Source organism: Pseudomonas sp. P1_A1, assembly GCF_056406935.1.
Window position 1 is genome coordinate 197018 of record NZ_JBFTZE010000004.1, and the last position, 23461, is coordinate 220478.

The following is a 23461-nucleotide window of genomic DNA, read 5'->3' on the forward strand; positions in this document are numbered from 1 at the left end:
CTTTTTTTAGCCGTAACCCTATTCCCGCGACTCGACCCCTAACTCATCCCACACCGACTCGGCCAGGTGGAACGTCGCATTGGCCGCCGGAATACCGCAATAGATCGCGCTCTGCATGATCACTTCCTTGATCTCGCCGCGGGTGACGCCGTTGTTGGCGGCGGCGCGCAGGTGCAGTTTGAGTTCTTCGTTGCGGTTCATGCCGATCAGCATCGCGATGGTGATCAGGCTGCGGGTATGGCGCGGCAGGCCCGGGCGGGTCCAGATGTCGCCCCAGGCGTGGCGGGTGATCATCTCCTGGAACTCCGAGTTGAACTCGGTCAGCGCGTTCAGGCTGCAGTCGACGTGGGCGTCACCGAGCACTGCGCGGCGGACTTTCATGCCCTCGTCGTAACGTTGTTTCTCGTCCACAAAAAAATCCTCAATGACCTGAAAGAAACGCCAGCACCCGCTCGCTGAACGCAGCGCCGGCCTGGACGTTGGACAGGTGCGCGGCGTAGAACTCGGCGTACTCGGCGCCCTGCACATGTTCCTGAATGAAATGCCCGCCAGACGGCGGTGTGACCGCATCTTCGGTGCCGGCGATCACCAGCAGCGGCGCCTTGATCGAGGACAACTGATCGCGAAAATCGGCATCACGCACCGCCGCGCAATTGGCCGCGTAACCTTCAGGCGAGGTAGCCGCGAGCATGTCGGTGATCTGCTTCGCCACTGCCGGATTGGCAGCGGAAAAATCCGGGGTAAACCAACGCGCAATCGACGCATCGCGCAGGGCGACCATCGCCGCCGCGCCGTCGCGCAACACGGTTTCGATTCGTGGGTTCCACATCGACGGATCGCCGATTTTCGCCGCGGTGTTGCACACGATCAGTTTGTTCAAACGCTGACCGGCATTGATCCCCAGCCATTGACCGATCAACCCGCCCATGGACAGACCACAGAAATGCGCGCGCTCGATGTGCAAGGCATCCAGCAGCGCGAGCACGTCGCGGCCCAGTTGCTCGATGCTGTACGGCCCTGGCGTCACCAATGACTTGCCATGACCACGGGTGTCAAAACGCAGCACCCGGAAATGCTCGGTGAACGCCGGGATCTGCGCGTCCCACATGTGCAGGTCGGTGCCCAGTGAGTTGGACAGCACCAGTACCGGCGCATCCGCCGGTCCATCGAGTTGCGGCCCTTGAATTTGGTAGTGCAGTTCGCCCTCGGCGAGTTGTACGAATGCCACAGCAGTCTCCTTCAGGCAGTCAACGCAAAATGTTCAGCCACCGCTCGCTCGACCCAGGTATGGGCCTGACCGAGGTAATGGGCGGGGTCCAGCAGATGATCGAGTTCAGCGTCCGACAACTCGGCGGTCACTTGCGGCTCGTCTCCGAGTACCGCGCGCAGATGGCGTTGCTCGGCCACGGCGCGCTTGCAGCATTGCTCCAGCAGATGATGCGCGGTGTCGCGACCGACCCGTTGCGCCAGGACGATGCTCACGGCTTCGGCGAGCACCAGGCCCTGAGTCAGGTCGAGGTTGCGGGTCATGCGCGTCGCGTCCACTTCCAGTCCGTCGACCACCAACAGCGCTTGCTGCAGGCTGCCCGACACCAAACAGCAGATCTCCGGCAAGGTTTCCCATTCGGCATGCCACAGGCCCAGGCTGCGCTCTTGTTCCTGAGGCATGGCGCTGAACAAAGTCGAAAGCAAACCCGGCACCCGGGTCGCCGCACCGATCAGCACCGCCGCGCCCACCGGGTTGCGTTTGTGCGGCATGGTCGAGGAACCGCCCTTGCCCGGCGCCGACGGTTCGAACACTTCGCCGGCTTCGGTCTGCATCAACAGGCTGATGTCGCGGCCGAGTTTGCCGAGGCTGCCGGCGATCAAGCCAAGCACCGCGCCGAACTCCACCAGACGATCACGTTGGGTGTGCCAGGGTTGTTCCGGCAAGGTCAGTTGCAGTTCCGCGGCCAAGACTTCGGCAATCGGCATCGCCTGATCGCCGAGGGCCGCGAGGGTGCCGGAGGCGCCGCCGAATTGCAGCACCAGCAAGCGCGGCTTGAGTTCCAGCAAACGCTGGCGGCTACGAGTCACCGCGCCCAGCCAACCGGCGATCTTCATGCCGAGGGTGACCGGTGTCGCGTGTTGCAACCAGGTGCGCCCGGCCAGCGGCGTGGCGACGTATCGCTTGGCCTGGGTCGCGAGGGCTGCCCCCAGCTGCGCCAGATCAGCTTCGATCAGTTGCAGCGCACGGCGCAATTGCAACACCAGGCCGGTGTCCATCACGTCCTGGCTGGTCGCGCCCAGATGCACGTAGCGCTCGGCTTCGGCATCGCTGTTGGCGATCTGCTTGCCCAGCGCCTTGACCAAAGGGATCGCCGAATTGCCCGCCGTGGCAATCGCCTCGCCGAGAGCGGCGAAGTCGTAATGCTCAGCCCGGCAGGCCGCTTCGATAGACACGACAGCCGCTTGAGGAATCAGGCCAACCCGCGCTTCGGCCCGGGCCAGCGCGGCTTCGAAATCAAGCATGGCCTGAACCCGGCCCTGATCGCAGAACACCTCACGCATGTTGCGTGCCGTGAAGTAGGCATCGAACAATTGATTGCCCGGTCGCTGATTCATAAACAGTCCTTGCAGGCGAGGGCCAGGGCGGCCCCCGCGGAAAGATCAAAGGTCGTTTTCCAAATACTTCGGCTGTTTCGGCAGTCGCAGGCTGAACAGGAACGCCACCGCCATCATCACCGTCACGTACCAGTAGAACGAGTTTTCCATGCCTGCGGCTTTAAGGCTCAGCGCTACATATTCCGCCGAACCGCCGAAGATCGCATTGGCCACCGCATACGCCAGGCCGACGCCCAAGGCGCGCACCTCTGGCGGGAACATTTCGGCTTTCACCAGACCGCTGATCGAGGTGTAGAAACTGACGATCGCCAGCGCCACGGTAATCAGCACAAACGCCAGGAATGGACTGCTGACACTTTTCAGGCTCAACAGGATCGGTACGGTGAACAACGTCCCAAGGGCGCCGAACCAGAGCATCGAATTGCGCCGGCCGATCTTGTCGGCGAGCATGCCGAACAGCGGCTGCATGCACATATAAAGGAACAGTGCACCGGTCATGATGTAGCTGGCGGTCTTGGCGTGCATGCCAGCGGTGTTCACCAGGTATTTCTGCATGTACGTGGTGAAGGTGTAGAAAATCAGCGAACCGCCGGCGGTGTAACCCAGCACGGTGATGAAGGCTGCCTTGTGATCGCGGAACAGCGCACCAATGCTGCCGGCATCCTTGCTTTCGCGCATTTCCTTGCTGCTGGTTTCCTTGAGCGCACGACGCAGGAACAGCGAAATCAACGCCGCCGCCGCACCGACCACGAACGGAATTCGCCAGCCGTAGGCACGCAATTCATCCTCGTTGAGGAACTGCTGCAGGATCACCACCAGCGACACCGCCAGCAACTGTCCGCCAATCAGCGTCACGTACTGGAACGACGCGAAGAACCCGCGCTGGCCCTTGAGGGCGACTTCGCTCATGTAAGTCGCGGTGGTGCCGTATTCGCCGCCCACCGACAAGCCCTGCAGCAAGCGCGCGAACAGCAGCAGTATCGGCGCCCAGACACCGATACTGTTGTAGGTCGGCAGGCAAGCGATGAGCAACGAACCGAAGCACATCATCAGAATCGAGATCAGCATCGAATTCTTGCGCCCGTGCTTGTCCGCCAGCCGACCGAAGATCCAGCCGCCAATGGGGCGCATCAGAAACCCGGCGGCAAACACGCCCGCGGTATTGACCAACTGCACCGTGGGGTTATCGGACGGGAAAAAGGCCGGGGCGAAATAGATCGCACAGAAGGCATAGACGTAAAAATCGAACCACTCGACCAGGTTGCCGGACGAGGCGCCGACAATCGCGAAGATCCTTTTGTTGCGTTCTTCACCGGTGTAGACAGCTGTGGAGGTTGTCATTGTTTTTTCACTCTGTGGGGACCGTGAGAGTCTAGACATGCTTTGCAACAATCCCGTTCCGCAGATGCATTGGCGACACAGATCCCCTGTTCCGATCGTTCCCACGGTCCCCGTGGGAATGCATCCGGTGACACTCAGCGTCCATGGCGGCATTCCCACGCAGAGCGTGGGAACGATCAGGCGATCAGGTTGGAGTCAGTAATCGAAGAACACCGTCTCCGCATCCGTCCCCTGCAGAATCACATTCCACTGATAAACACCCGAAGCATCCTGCTTTGCCAACAAGGTGCCACGACGTTCGGCGGGCACGCATTCGAGTAGCGGGTCCGCCACGTTAGCCGGCTCACCATCAAAGTAAATCCGCGTCAGCAAGTGCTTCACCAACCCGCGAGCAAACACCAGCACCACCAGGTGCGGCGCCTGGGTTGTGCCCCTCAGGCCTTCCACGGTGCCCGGCTTGATCGTGGTAAAGCGAAAACGCCCTTGCGCATCCACCGGCACCCGGCCAAACCCTTCGAAGTTCGGGTCCAGGGGTTTGTCCTGATCGTCTTCAGGGTGGTCGTACTTGCCGGCGGCGTTGGCTTGCCAGACTTCGAGCATGGCGTCGTTGACGAAGTCGCCATTGCCATCGACGACTTGCCCGGTGATCGCCACACGCTCGCCGAGGGTCTGTTCAACGGTCAGGTCTTCACGGTTCAGCCAGGTCAGGCCGATGTGGTAGTACGGTCCGACGGTGTGGGACGTGGTCGCGTTCAGCGTCATCTTATTTCTCCATCGGCGTGGCGTCGCGGCCGCGCAAAACGATGTCCCAACGATAAGCGAGGGCATAGGAAGGGATGGTTTTTTCCAGATCGAAACGGGCGATCAGGCGCTCTTTGGCGCTGGTATCGGGCACACAGTTGTAGATCGGGTCATAAGCCAGCAACGGGTCACCCGGGAAATACATCTGGGTCACCAGGCGCGTCAGAATGCTCGGCCCGAACAGGGAGAAATGGATGTGCGCCGGGCGCCAGGCGTTGTGGTGGTTACCCCACGGGTAGGCGCCGGGCTTGATGGTCTGGAACTGGTACCAGCCATCGGCGTCGGTCACGGTGCGCCCGGTGCCGGTGAAGTTCGGGTCCAGCGGCGCGTCGTGCAGGTCGCGGGCATGGTTGTAACGACCGGCGGCGTTGGCCTGCCAGATCTCCACCAGAATGCCCGGCACCGGCAGACCGTCTTCATCCAGCACACGGCCGTGGATGATGATTCGTTCACCCAATGGCTCGCCCGAGTGCTGGGCAGTCAGGTCGTTATCCCGCTCCTGGATGCGCTCGGCGCCGATGGTCGGGCCGGTGATTTCCGACAGCGAATGAGGCAAAAACACCAACGGCTTGGACGGCGAGCGAAGGTTGGTGGATTGATAAGGAGGGTGCAGGTATTCCGGCTGAGTGCCCGCCTGCGGGCGACGGTAACCAGGTTTGTCAGTCATTGCGCGTTCCTCAATTCTTATTAGTCGACACTGCTTATTCACAGCCAAGTGTGTCAAACCCGTTCGATCGCCAGGGCCAGGCCCTGACCGACACCGACGCACATGGTCGCCAAGCCTTTCTTGCCGCCCGTTTTTTCCAGTTGATGCAGTGCGGTCAGCACCAGACGCGCACCGCTCATGCCCAGCGGATGGCCCAAGGCAATGGCGCCACCGTTCGGGTTGACCTGGGCCGCGTCATCCGCCAGTCCCAGTTCACGCAGCACTGCCAGACCCTGGCTGGCGAAGGCTTCGTTGAGTTCGATCACGTCGAAATCGCTGACCGCCAGGCCCAGGCGCTCAGTCAATTTGCGCACCGCCGGCACCGGGCCGATGCCCATCACCCGTGGTGCGACACCGGCGCTGGCCATGCCGAGCACTTTGGCGCGGGCGGTCAGGCCGTGTTTCTTCACGGCTTCGGCCGAAGCCAGAATCAGCGCTGCAGCACCGTCGTTCACACCGGAGGCATTGCCGGCGGTGACGGTTTTGTCGGGGCCGTTGACCGGTTTGAGTTTGGCCAGGGTTTCGAGTGTAGTGTCGGCGCGAGGATGTTCGTCCTGGCTGACCACTGTTTCACCCTTCTTGTGGGCAATGCGCACTTCAACGATTTCTTCGGCGAAAAATCCTGCGGCTTGCGCGGCGGCTGTCCGTTGCTGACTGCGCAGTGCGAAAGCGTCCTGATCCTCGCGGGAAACTTCGTAATCGTCGGCCACGTTATCGGCGGTTTGCGGCATGGCATCGACGCCGTACTGGGCTTTCATCAACGGGTTGATGAAACGCCAGCCGATGGTGGTGTCTTCCAGCTTCATGTTGCGCGAAAACGCCGCGTCAGCCTTGCCCATCACGAAAGGCGCGCGGGACATCGATTCGACGCCGCCAGCAATCGCCAGCTCCATCTCACCGCTGGCAATGGCCCGAAACGCAGTGCCGATAGCGTCCATGCCCGAAGCGCAGAGGCGATTGAGGGTAACGCCAGGAATGGTTTCCGGCAGCCCCGCCAGCAGCAACGCCATGCGAGCCACGTTGCGGTTGTCTTCGCCGGCCTGGTTGGCGCAACCGAGGAACACCTCGTCCACCGCGTTCCAGTCCACCGACGGGTTGCGTGTCATCAGCGCCTTGATCGGCACGGCGGCCAGGTCATCGGCGCGAACCGCCGACAGGCCACCGCCAAAACGGCCGATGGGGGTACGAATCGCGTCACAGATATAAACGTCACGCATCAGGCTTCTCCGGGTGCTTGGCCGTGGGCCGCCGCAGTGCGGGCTTCCAGATCACGCAGCGCGGTCAACTCGACTTCGGTTGGCTCGGCAGTGTTTTCAACGGTGTCGGCAAAACGAATCGCCCAACCGGTGGCCGCGATCACTTGCTCGCGGGTCACCCCTGGATGCAGCGCGGTGACCACGAATTCATGGGTGCCGGCTTCCGGTTCCATGATGCACAGGTCGGTAATGATGCCGACAGGACCGGCGCCCGGCAGGCCGAGGCGCTTGCGCGAATCACCGCCCTCGCCATGGCCAACCGAGGTAATGAAGTCGAGCTTGTCGACGAACGAACGCGCCGACTGCTTGAGGATGATCAGCACGCTCTTGGCGGAACCGGCGATCTCCGGCGCGCCACCTGCACCCGGCAGGCGAACTTTCGGCTGATGGTAGTCGCCGACCACCGTGGTGTTGATGTTGCCGAAGCGATCGACTTGCGCGGCGCCGAGGAAGCCAACGTCGATGCGCCCGCCCTGCAGCCAGTAGCGAAAAATCTCGCCGGTCGGGACGACGGTGTCGGCGGTTTCCGCCAGCTCGCCGTCACCGATCGACAATGGCAGTACGCTCGGCTTGGCACCGATCGGACCCGATTCGTAGATCAGGACGACATCTGGCGAGGACGTCAGTCGCGCCAGGTTGGCGGCTTTCGACGGCAGGCCGATACCAACGAAGCACACCGAACCGTTTTTCAGACGGCGGGCGGCAGCGACGGTCATCATTTCATTGGTGGTGTAAGTCATTACTTGGCCTCCGAGGCAGCGGCCAGCTTGGCCTGGAACTCGCTGAAGTCAGCGCAGCCGTGGATGTACTCGTTGATCCACGCGGTGAAGGTTTCACGGTCGCGGGCAATCGGGTCCCAGGCCTGGTAGAAGCGGTTGTCACGCTCGGTGTAACCGTGGGCGTAGGACGGATGCGCGCCGCCCGGTACGTGGCAGACCGCGCTCAGAGCCCAGGTCGGCAGCACGCAGGCGTTCATCGGTGCATTGAGGTCATCGACGATTTCTTCGACGGTGACGATGCAACGCTTGGCCGCCAGCGCCGCTTCTTTCTGCACACCGAGAATGCCCCAGAGCAGCACGTTGCCTTGGCGGTCGGCTTTCTGCGCGTGAATCACGGTAATGTCCGGACGCACCGACGGCACCGCCGCCAGCACTTCGCCGGTGAACGGGCAAGTGACGGTTTTGATCAGCGGGTTGACCTTCGGCAGGTCGGAACCGGCGTAGGCACGCAGCACCGCGAACGGTAAGCCCGAAGCGCCCGCGACGTAGGCATTGGCCAGGTCGGCGTGGCTGTGCTCTTCGATTTCCAGCGCATGCGGCCACTGCCGCTCGACTGCGTCACGCAAACGGTGCAGCGAGCCGACGCCGGGGTTGCCGCCCCAGGAGAAAATCAGTTTGCGAGCACAACCGGCACCGATCAACTGGTCGTAGATCAAGTCAGGCGTCATCCGCACCAGGGTCAGGTCTTTCTTGCCCTGGCGAATGATTTCGTGACCAGCCGCCGTAGGAATCAGGTGAGTGAAGCCTTCGAGCGCGACGGTATCGCCGTCGTTGACGAACTGCTTCACCGCGTCATGCAGCGAAAGGATTTCAGCCATGGGGCAGGCTCCCGTTTTGTTATGAACCGACAGTGGTAGAAAAAGGCGCGAGGTTCAGCGCCGGAATGACTGAAGATTAAGCCCCTGGAAAAACCCAAACAATCCGATAATCGACTGAGTGTTCGTTTATCGAACAGATTGTTACCTCGCTATCGTTCTCTCTCAGATCGTTCCCACGCTCAGCGTGGGAATGCAGCCCGGGACGCTCCGCGTCCCAAAAGCGGACGCAAAGCGTCCATTGAGGCATTCCCACGCCGAGCGTGGGAACGATCACTCTCAATCCGGATCAGGTCGCATCCGCATGGCTGACCATGCCCTTGATCACCACCGCCGTGGTCGCCAACGCGGCCGGAATCACCAGCGCCGTCAGCACCTGCTCGAAGTTCCAGCCCAGGCCCAGCAACGTCGCGCCCATCCATGCCCCGAGGATCGCGCCGAAGCGGCCAATCCCGAGCATCCACGACACACCGGTCGCCCGCCCTTGAGTCGGGTAAAAACGCGCCGCCAGCGACGGCATTGCCGATTGCGCACCGTTGACACACATCCCGGCCACCAGCACCAGGGTCGCCAGCACGGCGATGTTGCCCAGGCTCTGCCCTACCGCGTAGGCAAACACCCCGGCCAATAGATAGAAAGTACCGATGACCTTGTGCGGATTGAATCGGTCCATCGCCCAACCCACGCCCACTGCGCTCAACACCCCACCAAGCTGGAACAGCGCACCAATGAATGCCGCCTGCTCCATACTCGCGCCGCTGTCACGCATCAGCGTCGGCAACCAACTGGTCAGCAGATAAACAATCACCAGCCCCATGAAGTACGTCAGCCACAGCAACAACGTGCCGGTGCTGTACGTGCCGGAGAAGATCACCGCGAACACATTGCGTGCCTTCACGGTTTTCTGTTCCGGCACGCTGAAGCTCGAAGCCTGGGCCACCAGCGCTGGGTCGATCGGTGCCAGGGCCTTGCGCACTTTGTCGGTACCGCGATTGCGCACCACCAGATAGCGCGCCGATTCTGGCAACCAGAACAGCAATACGACGGCGAGCATCAGCGGCAGAATCCCGCCGATCATCAACAGGCTGTGCCAGCCGAAGGCCGGGATCAGTTTGGCCGAGATGAACCCGCCCCCGGCCATGCCGAGGTTGAAGCCACAGAACATGCTGGTCACCAGGAGGGATTTCTTGCGTTCCGGGGTGTATTCGGAGAGCAGCGTGGTGGCGTTCGGCATGCCGGCGCCCAGTCCCAGGCCGGTGAGAAAACGCAGCACCAGCAGTTGATCGACATTGGTGCTGTAAGCCGATGCCAGGCTGAAGGCACCGAACAATAACACCGCGCCCACCAGTACGACTTTTCGCCCGAAGCGGTCAGCCAACGGCCCGGAACCCAAGGCGCCGAAGACCATGCCGATCAACGCCGCACTCATCACCGGGCCGAGGCTGGCGCGATCGATGCCCCAGTCCTGGGACAATGCCGGCGCGATAAACCCCATGGCCGCGGTGTCGAGGCCATCGAGGAAGACAATCAGGAAACACAGGATCACCACCCGCCATTGGTAGCGCGAAATGGGTTGAGCGTTGATGAAGGACTGCACGTCGAGGCAGTTTCCTACAGCAGACTGAGGCTGGTTCATTATTTTTATTCCACGCAAAGAACGCAGTCGAACAGCTGCCAGCCAAGGCTGACGCTGTCACAAGAAAAGGAGGTCGGGATCAGGCGATCCGGTTTCGGCAGCGAAATCGGTGGGAACAGCGACAGCGGGGAAACGTGCACATGACGATGCCTCTTCTCATTATTATTGGGTCGTCGTCCGGCAACCGGCTGAGGGCCAGCAGCGCCGGATGACGCTGCCGCGACATTAATGATCCGAGGGAAAGAGCGTCAATTCGATAAACGCGACTCTGTGCGTTTATCGAACAGCTTAGGCGAACAGTTGCGCGCTCAGGTCTCGACTGGCGCTTAGCAGACCAGGCAAGAAACGTTGCTCCAGCTCGCTGCGGCTGACCCGGCCGGCGTGGGTGCTGACATTCAGGGCCGCCACCACTTGACCGGAAGCGTCGTACACAGGAACGGCAATCGAGCGCAGGCCCTGCTCCAGTTCCTGATCAACGATGCACCAGCCTTGTCGCCGTACTTCTTGCAAGCATTCGAGCAATGCCTCGGGGGTATGCAGGGTGCGACTGGTCTTGGCTTGCAAGTCTGCATGGTCGAGGTATTCGCGCAGCGACGTGTCGTCCAGCGCGGCGAGCAGAATCCGGCCCATGGAGGTGCAATAGGCCGGCAAGCGCCCACCCACCGAGAGGTCGACGGAAATCAGCCGTTGGGTGGTCGCCGAGCGCGCGATGTACAAAATGTCATCGCCCTCTAGCGTGGCCATGTTGCAAGCCTCGTGCAGTTGCTCGCTCATGCGGTCCAGGTACGGCTGGGCAGACACCGCCAGCGGGGTCGACGACAAATAGGCATGGCCCAGGGTCAAGACTTTGGGCAGCAGCGAATAGGTGCGCCCGTCGGTGGTGGCGTAGCCGAGCTTGATCAGCGTATGCAGGCAACGTCGCACAGCGGCGCGGGGAATTTCCGTGCGGTGGCTGATCTGTGCAATGGTCAGGTGCCGCTTGCGCTCCTGGAACGCTTGCACCACCGCCAGGCCACGGGCCAGGGAAGTCATGAAATCCGGGTCACCGGTCAGGGCCTGGATTCGCTTGGCGGGCGAGGCGACGATCGGCGGCGCCACTGAAGCGAAGGAATTGCGCATTTGATCGTTCATATCAGGTTGTTCCCCACACGGATCAGCGACTATTACAAGCGGCCCCGGTCTGACACACAAGCCAGCGACTGCCAGGATTGGGCGATTATCGAACCACAGGCCGATAATCGCAATCGTGGTGCGTACATTCAGCCATCCTGCTTTCACTCACCCCACAATACGGTTGTTATTTTCGGTCACTGGTTTAAAGGAGAACGATGTAATAATTTGTCCGGCCTAATGGCGCCAGAAAGTCACCACTGCAACTGGCATCAGTCCACCGTAGTTACCGGCAAGTTGCGAGCAACAAAACAATCACACATGAGGAACTACTTTTAACTGCCAAGAGATAGTGTTCTTCGAATCGACCGCTATAATGCATTTCAGAGGCGACCGGTTTTTTTGTACCGATTCCGCCCGCCGGCAGCGCGATATCCATCGCCGCTGTCCGCAGCAAGCGCTTGACGCTCATTTAATATGTTCCGCCAACGCGCTCGCTGAAACAGGAGACTGATGCTGCGTCAGCTGTTTTGCTCTGGTGCCGTGGCCGCCTGCAACATTGAAGTATTGATTGCGCCGTGGGAACGATGTCGTATCAGGCATTGTCCTTTCGACGAGCATGGTCAATGGATCGATGCAGCGCGTTTCACCAGAATTAATCTCAACTCAATCAGGTAGCACTGTGACGAAAGACGAACTGCGCGCAGAACTTGAGCGCCAGGAACAACGTTACAAGGAAGTTTACGGCGGGGAAGTCACCACCTACGCCGCTCAACCCGAACCCGAACGCAAACCCTGGCGTAAACGCGCCACCGTTCAGGATCAGGCCTTCACCCAGGAATTGCAGAAGATGGAAAAGGAACTCAAAGCCGAAGAGCCATGACCGCCTCGACTTGAATCCTTTCAAGAGCCTGCGTCTGCACCCGTTAAAAGCGGGTTGTATCGATGGTRCTTTTCGCGCCCGCTACAAGCGGGCAGCGGCTTCCTCATCCATTCGATGAGGCAAACGGCTCTTGCCTGACCTTCTTCTCAGATATTTCACACAAGCGTTCAAGCCTCTCGTCCCAACGAGAGAAACCCTTGTGGCAGCTGCCTTTCCAAGCGAATTCAATGACTTGTAGGCCCCTGAAAAAACCCGGGATTCAGGGGATTGCCACCCACTGATTCATTGAAGAATGTAACCGATGAGCAGCAAGTGCATCGATTATCAGTCTTTTCTGGCATAATCGCGCCCCCTTACGAACGGGTCAGAAAACCTTCATGATCGATTTATTCAGCGGACTGGATGCTTGGGTGCTTGTGAGCCTCTTGCTCGCCCTGGCCTTTGTCCTCGCCTTCGAGTTCATCAACGGCTTTCATGACACCGCAAACGCGGTGGCCACTGTCATCTACACCAAAGCCATGCCGCCTCATCTGGCGGTGTTCTTTTCCGGTGTGTTCAACTTCCTCGGCGTGCTGCTGGGCGGTGTGGGGGTGGCGTATGCCATCGTCCATCTGCTGCCGGTAGAACTGCTGATCAATGTGAACACCGGTCACGGGCTGGCCATGGTGTTCTCGTTACTCGCCGCCGCCATCACCTGGAACCTGGGCACCTGGTACTTCGGTATCCCGGCCTCCAGCTCCCATACGCTTATCGGTTCGATCCTCGGTGTCGGCCTGGCCAACGCCCTGATCAACGACATTCCGTTGGCCGACGGCGTGAACTGGCAGAAAGCGATCGACATCGGTGCGTCCCTGGTGTTCTCGCCGATGGCCGGCTTCCTTGTTGCCGCCCTGGTGCTGATCGGCCTTAAATGGTGGCGTCCGCTGTCCAAGATGCACAAGACACCGGAACAGCGCCGCAAGATCGACGACAAGAAGCACCCGCCGTTCTGGAACCGTCTGGTCCTGGTGATTTCGGCGATGGCGGTCAGCTTCGTGCACGGCTCGAACGATGGCCAGAAAGGCATCGGCCTGATCATGCTGGTACTGATCGGTATCGTCCCGGCGCAGTTCGTACTCGACCTGGGCAGCACCACCTACCAGATCGAACGGACGCGCGATGCAACCCTGCACCTGAGCCAGTTCTACAAGCGCAATGCCGATACGCTGGGTGAATTCCTGGCCCTGGGCAAAAGCGTGGAAGGTGATCTGCCGGAGAAATTCCGTTGCAACCCGCAACAGACCGAACCGACCATCGCCGCCCTGCTCGACACCCTCAAGGGTGTAGCCGACTACCACTCGCTGCCAGCGGAAAGCCGCATCGAAGTGCGTCGTTACCTGCTTTGCCTGGACGACACGGCGAAGAAAGTCAGCAAGTTGCCTGGCCTCGCAGCCCGTGAAAAGGCTGACCTGGACAAACTGCGCAAGGACCTGACCACCACCACTGAATACGCCCCGTTCTGGGTGATTCTGGCGGTCGCTCTGGCCCTCGGCCTGGGTACCATGGTCGGCTGGAAACGCGTGGTATTGACCATCGGCGAGAAAATCGGCAAGCAAGGCATGACCTATGCCCAAGGCATGTCGGCGCAGATCACCACCGCGAGCATGATCGGCCTGGCCAACATCTTCAGCCTGCCCGTCTCCACTACCCACGTCCTGTCCTCAGGCGTGGCCGGCACCATGGTCGCGAACAAAAGCGGCCTGCAAGGCGGTACTGTCAGAACCATCCTGCTGGCCTGGGTCCTGACCCTGCCAGCCACCGTAGCCCTGTCGGCCGGCCTGTTCTGGCTGGCCTCCAAGGCACTGGGTAGCTGATACACCGCTACTGAAAAAGGCGCGTTCCGTAAGGTTCGCGCCTTTTTTATTGCCCGCATTTCGGTATTAGATCGTTACCACGCAGAGCGCGGGAACGATCGCACAAAAAAAAAGGCGACCGAAGTCGCCCAAAATGCCTTGCGTGCTCATTGCTCCAGAAAGAACTACGGTTTTCTCCGCTTATGCGAATCCTTCCAGATAAAAAAACCAAACCCTGCAAAAAACAGAACCATGAGGCCAACTGTCAGCACTCCGGCGATCACCACGTTATCGAAAAACATGACTGGCCTCCTGCACATGCCCTGTTGCGATGGGGCTAAGTTAACCAATCGGGCAGGAGAGAAAATTGACCGGGATCAATGCCGCCCGAGACTGGGCGTAAAGGAAGGGAAATAACTGACCTGCATCAACAGATGCAGGGTGTTTCAACGCTTTTTCGGTTTGTTCTTTGGCTTTTTCTTCGCTTTACCCAACGGCATGGCCTGCTCAAATGCCTGGCGCACTTCGTTCAGGCGCTTTTCATTAAGGTCATGAATCCGTTTGGCGCGTTCAGAATTGAGGTCGATCAGCTTGTCATCTTGGCTCATGGCGTTCAGTGCATCGCTTGGAAATGAATTCAGCTGCCGGCTAAAGGCGACAGGATTGCGCCAATAATGCGGTCTGGCGCGGGCGCTGACCAGTCTCCGACACTTCAGATCTCGATATCGACCCACAACCCCTGACGTGGCTGATTCTCCATCAACGGCACCACCGGCACGGTATTGTCGGCATTGAGCTCATTACCGGGGATCGCCAGATGCTCTTCGGGATCCTCATCGGCCTCGCGACGGCGCCGCTCCCGTTCCTGTTGCCGACGCTGTTCCTCGCGCAGCTGCAGACCCGCTTCTTCCGGGTCGCGCTTTTGCAGGTCGATGGTGCTTTCATTGGAGCTTTCCTGCACCGGCACCACGGGCGGAATATCCGGGCGCTGGCGGATCGGATCCTGCTGTGAAGTGATTGGCACGGCGCTCAAGGGGAGCATCGGTGGCAGCATATTATTGGTCTCCTGTCAGAAGGCTGTCGGCTGCGGGGGTGGCGACTTGAGCCATTGGTCGCAAACTTGTGATCCGCTTGGCACCGCAGGAGCTGGAGCAGCCTGCGATCCTTTGATCTTCAAGTCCTGAAAAGTTCGCAGCCTTCGGCAGCTCCTGCGCACGTAAACCTTTGGTCTGGGGGCTGATTCCGTTAAGATAGCCCGCTTTTTCAAGGTGGGAGTCAGGCAGCATGGCGCAGCAGTATCAACCGGGGCAACGCTGGATCAGTGACAGCGAAGCCGAGCTGGGTTTAGGCACCGTTCTGGCACAGGACGGCCGCTTGTTGACCGTGCTCTACCCGGCCACTGGCGACACTCGCCAGTACGCGCTACGGAATGCGCCCCTCACCCGCGTGCGGTTTTCGCCGGGTGACTCGATTACTCACTTCGAAGGCTGGAAACTGACCGTACAGGAAGTCGACGACATCGACGGCCTGCTGGTCTACCACGGCCTCAATGGGCAGAACGAAGTGGTCACCCTGCCGGAAACCCAGCTGTCGAACTTCATTCAGTTCCGACTGGCGAGCGACCGTCTGTTCGCCGGCCAGATCGACCCGCTGGCCTGGTTCTCCCTGCGTTATCACACCCTGGAACACACCAGCCGCCAGTTGCAGTCATCGCTCTGGGGCCTGGGCGGCGTGCGGGCGCAACCGATCGCGCACCAGCTGCACATCGCCCGTGAAGTCGCCGACCGTATTGCACCGCGGGTTCTGCTGGCCGACGAAGTGGGCCTGGGCAAGACCATCGAAGCCGGTCTGGTGATCCATCGCCAACTGCTTTCGGGCCGCGCGAACCGCGTGCTGATCCTGGTGCCGGAAAACCTCCAGCACCAGTGGCTGGTGGAGATGCGCCGCCGCTTCAATCTGCAAGTTGCGCTGTTCGATGAAGAACGCTTCATCGAAAGCGATGCCTCCAACCCGTTCGAAGACACCCAGCTCGCCCTGGTGGCGCTCGAATGGCTGGTGGAAGACGAGAAAGCCCAGGACGCGCTGTTCGCCGCCGGCTGGGATTTGCTGGTGGTCGACGAAGCGCACCACCTGGTGTGGCACGAAGACCAGGTCAGCCCTGAGTACTCCCTGGTGGAGCAGCTTGCTGAAACGATCCCGGGCGTATTGCTGCTGACCGCAACCCCGGAACAACTGGGCCAGGACAGCCACTTCGCCCGTCTGCGCCTGCTCGACCCGAACCGTTTCCATGACCTGCATGCCTTCCGCGCCGAGAGCGAAAACTATCGCCCGGTGGCCGAAGCCGTTCAGGAGTTGCTGGACAAAGGGCGCCTGTCGCCTGAAGCGCACAAGACCATTCACGGCTTCCTCGGTAACGAAGGCGAAGCCCTGCTGGCCGCCGTCAACGATGGCGATACCGAAGCCAGCGCCCGTCTGGTCCGCGAACTGCTGGACCGCCATGGCACTGGCCGCGTGCTGTTCCGTAACACCCGCGCCGCCGTGCAGGGTTTCCCGGAGCGCAAACTGCACCCGTACCCGCTGCCGTGCCCGGCCGAATACCTCGAACTGCCGTTGGGCGATCACATCGAGCTGTACCCGGAAGTCAGCTTCCAGTCCCAGCCGGACGCCAACGAAGAAGAACGCTGGTGGAAATTCGACCCGCGCGTCGAGTGGCTGATCGACACCCTGAAAATGCTCAAGCGCACCAAAGTGCTGGTGATCTGTGCTCACGCCGAAACCGCCATGGACCTGGAAGACGCCCTGCGCGTGCGTTCCGGCATTCCGGCCACGGTGTTCCACGAAGGCATGAACATCCTTGAGCGTGACCGCGCCGCCGCCTACTTTGCCGACGAAGAATTCGGCGCCCAGGTGCTGATCTGCTCGGAAATCGGCAGTGAAGGTCGTAACTTCCAGTTCTCGCACCACCTGGTGCTGTTCGACCTGCCGTCGCACCCGGATCTGCTGGAGCAACGTATCGGTCGTCTCGACCGGATCGGCCAGAAGCACGTCATCGAACTGCACGTGCCGTACCTGGAAACCAGCCCGCAAGAGCGGCTGTTCCAGTGGTACCACGAAGCGCTGAACGCATTCCTCAACACCTGCCCGACCGGCAACGCCTTGCAGCATCAGTTCGGCCCGCGCCTGCTACCGCTGCTGGAAGAGACCGACGATGGCGAGTGGAAAGCGCTGATCGACGAGGCCCGCGCCGAGCGTGAGCGTCTGGAAGACGAACTGCACACCGGTCGCGACCGCTTGCTGGAACTCAACTCCGGCGGCGCGGGTGAAGGTGATGCGCTGGTCGAAGCGATTCTCGAACAGGACGATCAGTTCGCCCTGCCGATCTACATGGAAACCCTGTTCGACGCCTTCGGCATCGACAGCGAAGACCATTCGGAAAACGCGCTGATCCTCAAGCCCAGCGAAAAAATGCTCGACGCCAGCTTCCCACTGGGCGACGACGAAGGCGTGACCATCACCTACGACCGCAACCAGGCGCTGTCTCGTGAAGACATGCAGTTCATCACCTGGGAACACCCGATGGTTCAGGGTGGCATGGACCTGGTGTTGTCCGGCTCGATGGGCAACACCGCCGTGGCGCTGATCAAGAACAAGGCGCTGAAGCCGGGCACCGTGTTGCTGGAACTGCTCTACGTCAGCGAAGTGGTTGCCCCGCGTTCGTTGCAACTGGGCCGTTACTTGCCGCCGGCCGCCCTGCGCTGCCTGCTCGACGCCAATGGCAATGACCTGTCGGCCCGGGTGTCGTTCGAAACCCTGAACGATCAACTGGAAAGCGTGCCCCGCGCCAGCGCCAACAAGTTCATCCAGGCCCAGCGCGACCAGCTGACGCCACGGATCAATGCCGGCGAAGAGAAGATCACCCCGCGTCACGCCGAGCGCGTGGCCGAGGCACAACGTCGCCTGGCGGCCGATACCGACGAAGAACTGGCGCGCCTGACCGCCTTGCAAGCGGTCAACCCGACCGTGCGCGACAGCGAACTGGTTGCCCTGCGCAAGCAACGCGAGCAAGGCCTGGCCATGCTCGACAAAGCGGCATTGCGACTGGAAGCGATTCGGGTGTTGGTAGCGGGCTAAACCGCCCTGCTCCATCGCCAAAAATGAAAAGGCCCGCAGCGATGCGGGCCTTTTTGTTTGCCTTGTCCCGCCCGCCGATCGTTCCCACGCTCCGCGTGGGAATGCAGCCCGGGACGCTCCGCGTCCCTTTCCGGAGCAGGAACGCGGAGCGTCCCTTGAGGCATTCCCACGCAGAGCGTGGGAACGATCAATCCTCAGGCCGTGACCGCAGCGCCCTTTGGCTCAACCACTGCCACCAGCCCTTCCTTCATCCGCTTCGCATCCCGCACAAAACACCGCGATGCCAAAAACAGAAACACCATGGTGAAAAACAGCGCCACCGGGATCAGGTACATCGCGTCATGCAGGCCGACAGCCTTGAAGGCCTCGGTCATCTGCTCGGCACCCGCCGAGAGCATCGCGGTATGGGCGAAGTGATCGGACAGACCGCCCACCACTACCGGCCCCAAACCACCGCCCAACAGATACAACCCGGCAAAGAACAACGCCATCGCCGTCGCCCGCAGGCGTGGTTCGACCACGTCCTGAATCGCCGTGTACACGCAGGTGTAGAAGTTGTAAGCGAACAACCACCCCAGGCTGAACACCGCGACAAATACCCCGATCTCAATCCGCCCGGCATGCAGCGCCCAAGCCGTGCACAACGTCGAAATGACCAGGCTGAATGCGGCGAACAACAGTCGCCCGTTGGCCACCCGCTGGTGAATCTTGTCGGCAATCCATCCGCCTAGTGTCAGGCCGAACAACCCGGTCACTCCGACGATCACCCCGGTCGCCACCGCCGCGTCCTGCAACGACATCAGAAAATAGCGCTGCAGCATCGGCACCAGAAACGAGTTGCRGGCATACGTGGCGAAGTTGAAGCACAGCCCCGCCATCACCAACCACAGGAAAGTCGGCACCGCCAGCACTCGACGGATCGGCCGGTCCACGCGCTCCTGTGAAACCTGCACGCTTTCCGCCGCGCCACGTTTCGGCTCTTTGATGAAGAACATGAAGACCGCCAGGATCAACCCCGGCACCGCCGCGATGAAGAACGGCGCACGCCAGCTGTCGAATGCCTTGACCATCGCACCAATGGTGAAGAACGCCAGCAGCAGGCCCAGTGGCAAGCCGAGCATGAAAATACCCATGGCCCGCGCCCGACGATGCGCCGGGAACAAGTCGCCGATCAGCGAATTGGCGGCCGGCGCGTAACTGGCTTCACCGATGCCGATGCCCATGCGCACGATCAGGAAACTCCAGAAACTGCCCACCAACCCGTTGATCGCTGTCAGCCCGCTCCACACCGCCAGGCCCCAGCCCATCAGTTTGCTGCGCGAGCCGGTATCGGCCAATCGCCCCAGAGGCAGGCCGGCAATGGCGTAAACGATGGTGAATGCGGTCCCGATGATCCCCAGCTGAAAGTCGTTGAGGTGCCATTCCATGCGGATCGGCTCGATGATGATCGCCGGAATGGTGCGATCGAAGAAGTTGAACAGGTTGGCCAGGAACAACAGGAACAGAATGCGCCAGGCATTCGCCGCTTGGGTCGAGTTCTGCATGGGGTCCGTCTCTTTTTATTGTTGTTGGGGCCGTCACTGTCCCCGGAACCTCCAATCTAGTCAGGCCCGTCAGGGCTGTCTGTCATTATTCGCAAGGCTGATATCAGCCCATGGCGCCACGCATAACCGGTGGGATCAGTGCTGTCAGGAAGCCAGGTTTTTCACCATCAGTCGCAAGCTGGAAAAATACCTCTGCGCCCCCCTTCCCAACGGCATGGCGAAGCCTAGAATAGCGGCCTTGTCTGCCCACCCCGTTCCCATTCCTCCTTTGATCATTGCCCATGTCCGAAGCCAGTCCGTGTCTGAATTGCGGTGCCTGCTGTTCTCATTTCCGCGTGTCTTTTTTCTGGGGTGAATGCACCTCGGCCGGGGGCACGGTGCCTGACGAACTGGTCACGTCCATCAGCCCCAGCCGGGTGGCCATGCTGGGCACAGACTGCAAACCCGTTCGCTGTGTCGGTCTGGTGGGCGAAGTGGGCAGCACCGTGCAGTGCTCGATTTACGATCAGCGTTCCAGCACTTGTCGGGAGTTCGACGCCTCCTGGGCCAATGGCGAGGCGAACGTGGATTGCGATGCGGCACGGGCCGCGTTCGGGCTGCCCGCCCTGCAACCTGAATTCGAAACGCCTTTTGAGCAGATCGCCTAAGGCTTGGCAGCGACCGCAATCAAGCCATTCGAAAAATATTTGACATCATTGCGCTATCATTCCTTGCGCTCCGTGTAAGCCCTCTATACTGCCAGCATTCGCCAGCGCGCATGACGCAGGCCAAGATGACTCACAGACGGGACATGCTATGGAGTGGCTTGGTTTGCATTTCATGACCGGGCTGCCGGAAAGCGGGCAGGTCATACTCAATTGCACCCATAACCCGTTTCTGGTGTTGCTGGCCTATCTGGTCGCCTGCACGGCCGGTTTCGCCACGCTGGACATGACCGAGCGGGTGGGTCATGTGGAAAAATCCGCCTCTCAACGACTCTGGTGCTGGGTCGGCGCCGGGTGTCTGGCGGGCGGTATCTGGTCCATGCACTTCATCAGCATGCTGGCGTTCCAGGTGCCGATCGAAATCCATTACCACCTGCCCACCACCCTGATCTCGCTGTTGTTCGCCCTGACCGCCTCGTGGCTGGCCATGTACACCCTCAGCCACCCCCAGCTGAATTTCTGGCAATACCTGCGGGCCGCGGTGTGGATCGGCCTGGGCATTGCGACCATGCACTACGTGGGCATGGCCGCACTGCGATCGAATGCGCTGGTCTATTACCAACCCGCCTTGTTCGTGCTCTCCATCGTGATCGCCATCGGCGCCAGCCTGGCTGCCCTGTTGATTTCCAGTCACTTGCGCGATGACACCGGTGCGTATCATCTACTGCTCAAATACACCGCCAGCCTGGTGCTCGGGGCCGGCATTGTCAGCATGCATTTCACCGGCATGGCATCGCTCAACCTGGTGCTGCCCGATGACAGCCTTCAACCGCTGCCCGGCGACAACAATCACCTGCAACTGGGGCTGACAGTGGCAGTGATGGCGCTGTTGATCATCGGCAGCAGCATCAGTGCCGCACTGGCGGACAAGAAGCTGCAACACAAGGAGTCCGACCTGCAGCGGGTCAACGCCCTGCTCGGTCAACTGGATCAGGCACGCATGTCGCTGCAACAGGTGGCGCACTACGACCCCTTGACCAACCTGCTCAACCGCCGGGGCTTCAACCAGCTCTTCGCCGAGAAACTCATCGAAAAAACCAACGAAGGCGGCATGCTCGCGGTGATATTCCTCGACATCGACCACTTCAAGCGAATCAACGACAGCCTTGGCCATGACGCTGGCGACGAACTGCTCAAAGTCCTCGCCAGCCATATCAAGGCCTCGGTGCGCAGCCACGAAGACGTGGTGGCGCGTTTCGGAGGCGACGAATTCTGCCTCCTCATCAACTTGTACGACCGTGAAGAAGCGCGGCATATGGCCCAGCGCATCATGCTGAAAATGAAGGACCCCATCGAGTTGTCCGGACGGCGCATGGTCATGACCACCAGCATCGGCATCAGCCTGTTTCCGGAAGACGGCAAGACCTGCGAAGAACTGCTGAAGAACGCCGACCTGGCGCTGTATCAGTCCAAGGACAGCGGTCGTAACGGGTTGCACTTTTTCAGTTCCAACCTGAAAGCCCGCGCCACCCTGGAGTTGCAACTCGAAGAAGAACTGCGTCACGCCCTGCGCGAAGACTCCGGGTTGATGCTGTATTACCAGCCGATCTATGACCTGAGAATCGGCCGAGTCAGCAAACTTGAAGCGCTGGTCCGCTGGCAACACCCGGTTCACGGATTGCTGACGCCGGACCGGTTCATCGCCATCGCCGAGGCTAACGGCCTGATCGCCGAACTGGACAATTGGGTATTGCGCAAAGCCTGCGAAGACCTGGGCGAACTGTCCCGCCACGATTGCGAAGACCTCAAGATCGCAGTGAATTGCTCGCCCCTGAACCTGGCGCGAGAAGAACTGGCCGATGAAATCGAACACGCCCTGCGCATCTACGGGGTGACGCCCCAGCGATTGGAGTTGGAGGTGACCGAAAATGCGCTGATGGGCAATATTTCCAACACCCTGGTGTTGCTGCGGCAGATTCGCGCCCTTGGTGTTTCGTTGTCAATCGACGACTTCGGCACCGGCTATTCCTCCCTGGCCTACCTCAGGCGCCTGCCATTAAACACGCTGAAGATCGACCGCTCGTTCATTCAGGACATTCCCATGGCCACCCAGGACATGGAAATCGTCCAGGCCATTATCGTCATGGCCCATACCCTGCATTTGCAGGTCGTCACCGAAGGTGTCGAGACCCTCGAGCAATATGACTTTCTCCAACGCCACGGCTGCGATTTCGTCCAGGGCTACCTGCTTAGCCATCCGGTGCCGCTGGCTGAGTTGCGGCCGGTACTGGCCGAAATCAACCAGCACACGCATGCCGTCAATCCATTGAGTCTGGCTCACGGTACAACTGCACCAACGTCGAGGGATCCTTTTCCAGGAACCCCTGCCCTCCATGGAGGCGCATCAGTTGTGCGGCCAATCCGCTGATCGGCGTGGCCGAACCCTGTTCGCGGGAAAATTTCACGGCGGTGTCGAGATCCTTGAGCAACGTGCGTACGTGCCATTTCACGGGCTCGAAACGGCTTTCGGCCATTTGCGGCACGAGAATCTGCAACGGTTTTGAATCGGCGAAACCACCGGCCAGCGCCTCGGCAATCAGGCTGGCATCGACCCCGGAGCGCTCGGCCAGGGCCACCACTTCAGCAATGACCAAGGCATTGCAGGCGACGATCATCTGATTGCAGGCCTTGGTCACCTGCCCCGCGCCGATCGCGCCCATGTGGGTCACGCGCTGGCCAAGGGTCAGCAACATCGGCCGCACGCGCGCAAGATCTACCGCCTCGCCACCGACCATGATCGCCAGGCTGCCGGCCTCGGCGCCGACCACCCCGCCGGACACTGGCGCATCGAGCCAACCCATCCCGGTTTTATTGGCCAGTGCTGTGGCCATTTCCCGCGTTGCGGTGGGCTCCAGGCTGGAAAAATCCACCAGCAACTGGCCGCTTTTCGCCCCCTCGGCAACGCCTGCCGCGCCAAACACCACCTCACGTACTACTGCGGTATCGGCCAGGCACAACATCACCACGTCGGCGTGCTGACACAGCTCGGCCGGTGTCGCCACTTGCCGCGCGCCGGCCTCGATCAGTGCTGCACACTTGGCCGGGTTGCGGTTCCACACCGTCAGCGGATAACCGGCCGCCAACAGGCGTCGACACATCGGCAAACCCATCAGGCCGATTCCGGCGAACCCCAGCGCAGACAACGTTGCCATCATTTAGCCTCCCTTTGATTAAAGATCATCGAATATTGGCCGACTCATCATGGTTAAGGAAAGGATTCCCCCGAGCGATGTTCAGGCCAAGGCCCTGACGCTTGGGCCACATTCGCGCTAAAAAAAGACGCGAGATCCCATTCCGTGATGACTCGATGACACTTGTC

At 60.7% G+C, this 23461-nt stretch carries 22 protein-coding genes; 5 read left to right on the forward strand and 17 right to left on the reverse strand.

The window, feature by feature from the left end; genetic code table 11:
* Positions 1–18: 18 nt before the first annotated feature.
* The 12 genes from pcaC to AC1D2Q_RS07870 all read right to left on the reverse strand — a co-directional run bounded on the left by pcaC (position 19) and on the right by AC1D2Q_RS07870 (position 11520).
* A complete protein-coding gene (gene pcaC, locus AC1D2Q_RS07815) occupies positions 19–411 on the reverse strand; it encodes a 4-carboxymuconolactone decarboxylase (RefSeq protein ID WP_477812831.1) in 393 nt (130 codons plus the stop codon).
* A gap of 10 nt (positions 412–421) precedes the next feature.
* Positions 422–1228 (reverse strand): 3-oxoadipate enol-lactonase, encoded by an 807-nt coding sequence (pcaD, locus tag AC1D2Q_RS07820; RefSeq protein WP_477812832.1) that lies wholly within the window; start codon positions 1226–1228, stop codon positions 422–424.
* 11 nt (positions 1229–1239) lie between these two features.
* The gene (locus tag AC1D2Q_RS07825; RefSeq protein ID WP_477812833.1) at positions 1240–2604 is read right to left on the reverse strand and encodes a 3-carboxy-cis,cis-muconate cycloisomerase; all 1365 of its coding nucleotides are present in this window, start codon (positions 2602–2604) and stop codon (positions 1240–1242) included.
* A 45-nt stretch (positions 2605–2649) separates the two neighbouring features.
* Positions 2650–3945 carry an MFS family transporter gene (locus AC1D2Q_RS07830; RefSeq protein WP_477812834.1) on the reverse strand — a complete coding sequence of 432 codons (1296 nt, stop codon included), beginning with the start codon at positions 3943–3945 and terminating at the stop codon, positions 2650–2652.
* Positions 3946–4140: 195 nt separating this feature from the next.
* Positions 4141–4707, reverse strand: a complete 567-nt coding sequence (gene pcaG, locus AC1D2Q_RS07835; protein WP_477812835.1) for a protocatechuate 3,4-dioxygenase subunit alpha — start codon at positions 4705–4707, stop codon at positions 4141–4143.
* A gap of 1 nt (position 4708) precedes the next feature.
* A complete protein-coding gene (gene pcaH, locus AC1D2Q_RS07840; protein ID WP_477812836.1) occupies positions 4709–5413 on the reverse strand; it encodes a protocatechuate 3,4-dioxygenase subunit beta in 705 nt (234 codons plus the stop codon).
* Between the two features lie 53 nt (positions 5414–5466).
* Entirely contained in the window at positions 5467–6672 is a 1206-nt protein-coding gene (gene pcaF / locus AC1D2Q_RS07845) for a 3-oxoadipyl-CoA thiolase (protein WP_477812959.1), read from the reverse strand.
* Positions 6669–7448, reverse strand: coding sequence for a CoA-transferase subunit beta (locus AC1D2Q_RS07850; protein WP_111455065.1), 780 nt, complete (start codon positions 7446–7448; stop codon positions 6669–6671). The genes pcaF and AC1D2Q_RS07850 overlap by 4 nt, the downstream gene beginning before the upstream one ends.
* Positions 7448–8305 (reverse strand): CoA transferase subunit A, encoded by an 858-nt coding sequence (locus tag AC1D2Q_RS07855; protein ID WP_018926877.1) that lies wholly within the window; start codon positions 8303–8305, stop codon positions 7448–7450. The genes AC1D2Q_RS07850 and AC1D2Q_RS07855 overlap by 1 nt, the downstream gene beginning before the upstream one ends.
* A gap of 286 nt (positions 8306–8591) precedes the next feature.
* On the reverse strand, positions 8592–9938 hold the full coding sequence (gene pcaK, locus AC1D2Q_RS07860) for a 4-hydroxybenzoate transporter PcaK (RefSeq protein WP_477812837.1): 1347 nt from the start codon (positions 9936–9938) through the stop codon (positions 8592–8594).
* A gap of 288 nt (positions 9939–10226) precedes the next feature.
* Positions 10227–11069 (reverse strand): pca regulon transcriptional regulator PcaR, encoded by an 843-nt coding sequence (gene pcaR / locus AC1D2Q_RS07865; RefSeq protein WP_007935836.1) that lies wholly within the window; start codon positions 11067–11069, stop codon positions 10227–10229.
* Positions 11070–11334: 265 nt separating this feature from the next.
* Positions 11335–11520 carry a hypothetical protein gene (locus AC1D2Q_RS07870; protein ID WP_138866217.1) on the reverse strand — a complete coding sequence of 62 codons (186 nt, stop codon included), beginning with the start codon at positions 11518–11520 and terminating at the stop codon, positions 11335–11337.
* A 210-nt stretch (positions 11521–11730) separates the two neighbouring features.
* Here AC1D2Q_RS07870 and AC1D2Q_RS07875 point away from each other — a divergent pair, with 210 nt between their 5' ends.
* Positions 11731–11931, forward strand: a complete 201-nt coding sequence (locus tag AC1D2Q_RS07875; protein WP_007935837.1) for a hypothetical protein — start codon at positions 11731–11733, stop codon at positions 11929–11931.
* A 377-nt stretch (positions 11932–12308) separates the two neighbouring features.
* Positions 12309–13784, forward strand: coding sequence for an inorganic phosphate transporter (locus tag AC1D2Q_RS07880; RefSeq protein WP_018926881.1), 1476 nt, complete (start codon positions 12309–12311; stop codon positions 13782–13784).
* Between the two features lie 164 nt (positions 13785–13948).
* On the opposite strand, the gene ccoM is transcribed toward AC1D2Q_RS07880, so the two are convergent.
* The 3 genes from ccoM to AC1D2Q_RS07895 form a co-directional block, all read right to left on the reverse strand.
* Positions 13949–14065, reverse strand: a complete 117-nt coding sequence (ccoM, locus tag AC1D2Q_RS07885; protein ID WP_018926882.1) for a cytochrome c oxidase subunit CcoM — start codon at positions 14063–14065, stop codon at positions 13949–13951.
* Positions 14066–14209: 144 nt separating this feature from the next.
* The gene (locus tag AC1D2Q_RS07890) at positions 14210–14371 is read right to left on the reverse strand and encodes a hypothetical protein (protein ID WP_477812838.1); all 162 of its coding nucleotides are present in this window, start codon (positions 14369–14371) and stop codon (positions 14210–14212) included.
* A 104-nt stretch (positions 14372–14475) separates the two neighbouring features.
* Positions 14476–14817 (reverse strand): hypothetical protein, encoded by a 342-nt coding sequence (locus tag AC1D2Q_RS07895; RefSeq protein ID WP_019580919.1) that lies wholly within the window; start codon positions 14815–14817, stop codon positions 14476–14478.
* Positions 14818–15047: 230 nt separating this feature from the next.
* Between AC1D2Q_RS07895 and rapA the strand changes: the two genes are divergently transcribed.
* Entirely contained in the window at positions 15048–17894 is a 2847-nt protein-coding gene (gene rapA, locus AC1D2Q_RS07900) for an RNA polymerase-associated protein RapA (RefSeq protein WP_477812839.1), read from the forward strand.
* 194 nt (positions 17895–18088) lie between these two features.
* On the opposite strand, the gene AC1D2Q_RS07905 is transcribed toward rapA, so the two are convergent.
* Entirely contained in the window at positions 18089–19438 is a 1350-nt protein-coding gene (locus tag AC1D2Q_RS07905; protein WP_477812840.1) for a spinster family MFS transporter, read from the reverse strand.
* A gap of 281 nt (positions 19439–19719) precedes the next feature.
* On the opposite strand from AC1D2Q_RS07905, the gene AC1D2Q_RS07910 reads away from it, so the two are divergent.
* Complete coding sequence (locus AC1D2Q_RS07910; protein ID WP_018926887.1) at positions 19720–20085, forward strand: YkgJ family cysteine cluster protein; 366 nt, start codon at positions 19720–19722, stop codon at positions 20083–20085.
* Between the two features lie 148 nt (positions 20086–20233).
* Entirely contained in the window at positions 20234–22510 is a 2277-nt protein-coding gene (locus tag AC1D2Q_RS07915; RefSeq protein WP_477812841.1) for a putative bifunctional diguanylate cyclase/phosphodiesterase, read from the forward strand.
* On the opposite strand, the gene AC1D2Q_RS07920 is transcribed toward AC1D2Q_RS07915, so the two are convergent.
* A complete protein-coding gene (locus AC1D2Q_RS07920) occupies positions 22401–23297 on the reverse strand; it encodes an NAD(P)-dependent oxidoreductase (protein WP_477812842.1) in 897 nt (298 codons plus the stop codon). The two genes, AC1D2Q_RS07915 and AC1D2Q_RS07920, sit on opposite strands and share 110 nt — an antisense overlap.
* Positions 23298–23461: the final 164 nt, after the last annotated feature.

Bases quoted from the DNA above. Each gene is read 5' to 3' on its own strand.
- AC1D2Q_RS07850 (WP_111455065.1), bottom strand. From the start codon at position 7,448: ATGACTTACACCACCAATGAAATGATGACCGTCGCTGCCGCCCGCCGT.
- rapA (WP_477812839.1), top strand. From the start codon at position 15,048: ATGGCGCAGCAGTATCAACCGGGGCAACGCTGGATCAGTGACAGCGAA.
- AC1D2Q_RS07915 (WP_477812841.1), top strand. From the start codon at position 20,234: ATGGAGTGGCTTGGTTTGCATTTCATGACCGGGCTGCCGGAAAGCGGG.
- AC1D2Q_RS07910 (WP_018926887.1), top strand. From the start codon at position 19,720: ATGTCCGAAGCCAGTCCGTGTCTGAATTGCGGTGCCTGCTGTTCTCAT.
- ccoM (WP_018926882.1), bottom strand. From the start codon at position 14,065: ATGTTTTTCGATAACGTGGTGATCGCCGGAGTGCTGACAGTTGGCCTC.
- AC1D2Q_RS07880 (WP_018926881.1), top strand. From the start codon at position 12,309: ATGATCGATTTATTCAGCGGACTGGATGCTTGGGTGCTTGTGAGCCTC.
- AC1D2Q_RS07855 (WP_018926877.1), bottom strand. From the start codon at position 8,305: ATGGCTGAAATCCTTTCGCTGCATGACGCGGTGAAGCAGTTCGTCAAC.
- AC1D2Q_RS07825 (WP_477812833.1), bottom strand. From the start codon at position 2,604: ATGAATCAGCGACCGGGCAATCAATTGTTCGATGCCTACTTCACGGCA.
- AC1D2Q_RS07920 (WP_477812842.1), bottom strand. From the start codon at position 23,297: ATGATGGCAACGTTGTCTGCGCTGGGGTTCGCCGGAATCGGCCTGATG.
- AC1D2Q_RS07890 (WP_477812838.1), bottom strand. From the start codon at position 14,371: ATGAGCCAAGATGACAAGCTGATCGACCTCAATTCTGAACGCGCCAAA.
- pcaH (WP_477812836.1), bottom strand. From the start codon at position 5,413: ATGACTGACAAACCTGGTTACCGTCGCCCGCAGGCGGGCACTCAGCCG.
- pcaG (WP_477812835.1), bottom strand. From the start codon at position 4,707: ATGACGCTGAACGCGACCACGTCCCACACCGTCGGACCGTACTACCAC.
- AC1D2Q_RS07895 (WP_019580919.1), bottom strand. From the start codon at position 14,817: ATGCTGCCACCGATGCTCCCCTTGAGCGCCGTGCCAATCACTTCACAG.
- AC1D2Q_RS07870 (WP_138866217.1), bottom strand. From the start codon at position 11,520: ATGAGCGTCAAGCGCTTGCTGCGGACAGCGGCGATGGATATCGCGCTG.
- pcaR (WP_007935836.1), bottom strand. From the start codon at position 11,069: ATGAACGATCAAATGCGCAATTCCTTCGCTTCAGTGGCGCCGCCGATC.
- pcaK (WP_477812837.1), bottom strand. From the start codon at position 9,938: ATGAACCAGCCTCAGTCTGCTGTAGGAAACTGCCTCGACGTGCAGTCC.
- AC1D2Q_RS07830 (WP_477812834.1), bottom strand. From the start codon at position 3,945: ATGACAACCTCCACAGCTGTCTACACCGGTGAAGAACGCAACAAAAGG.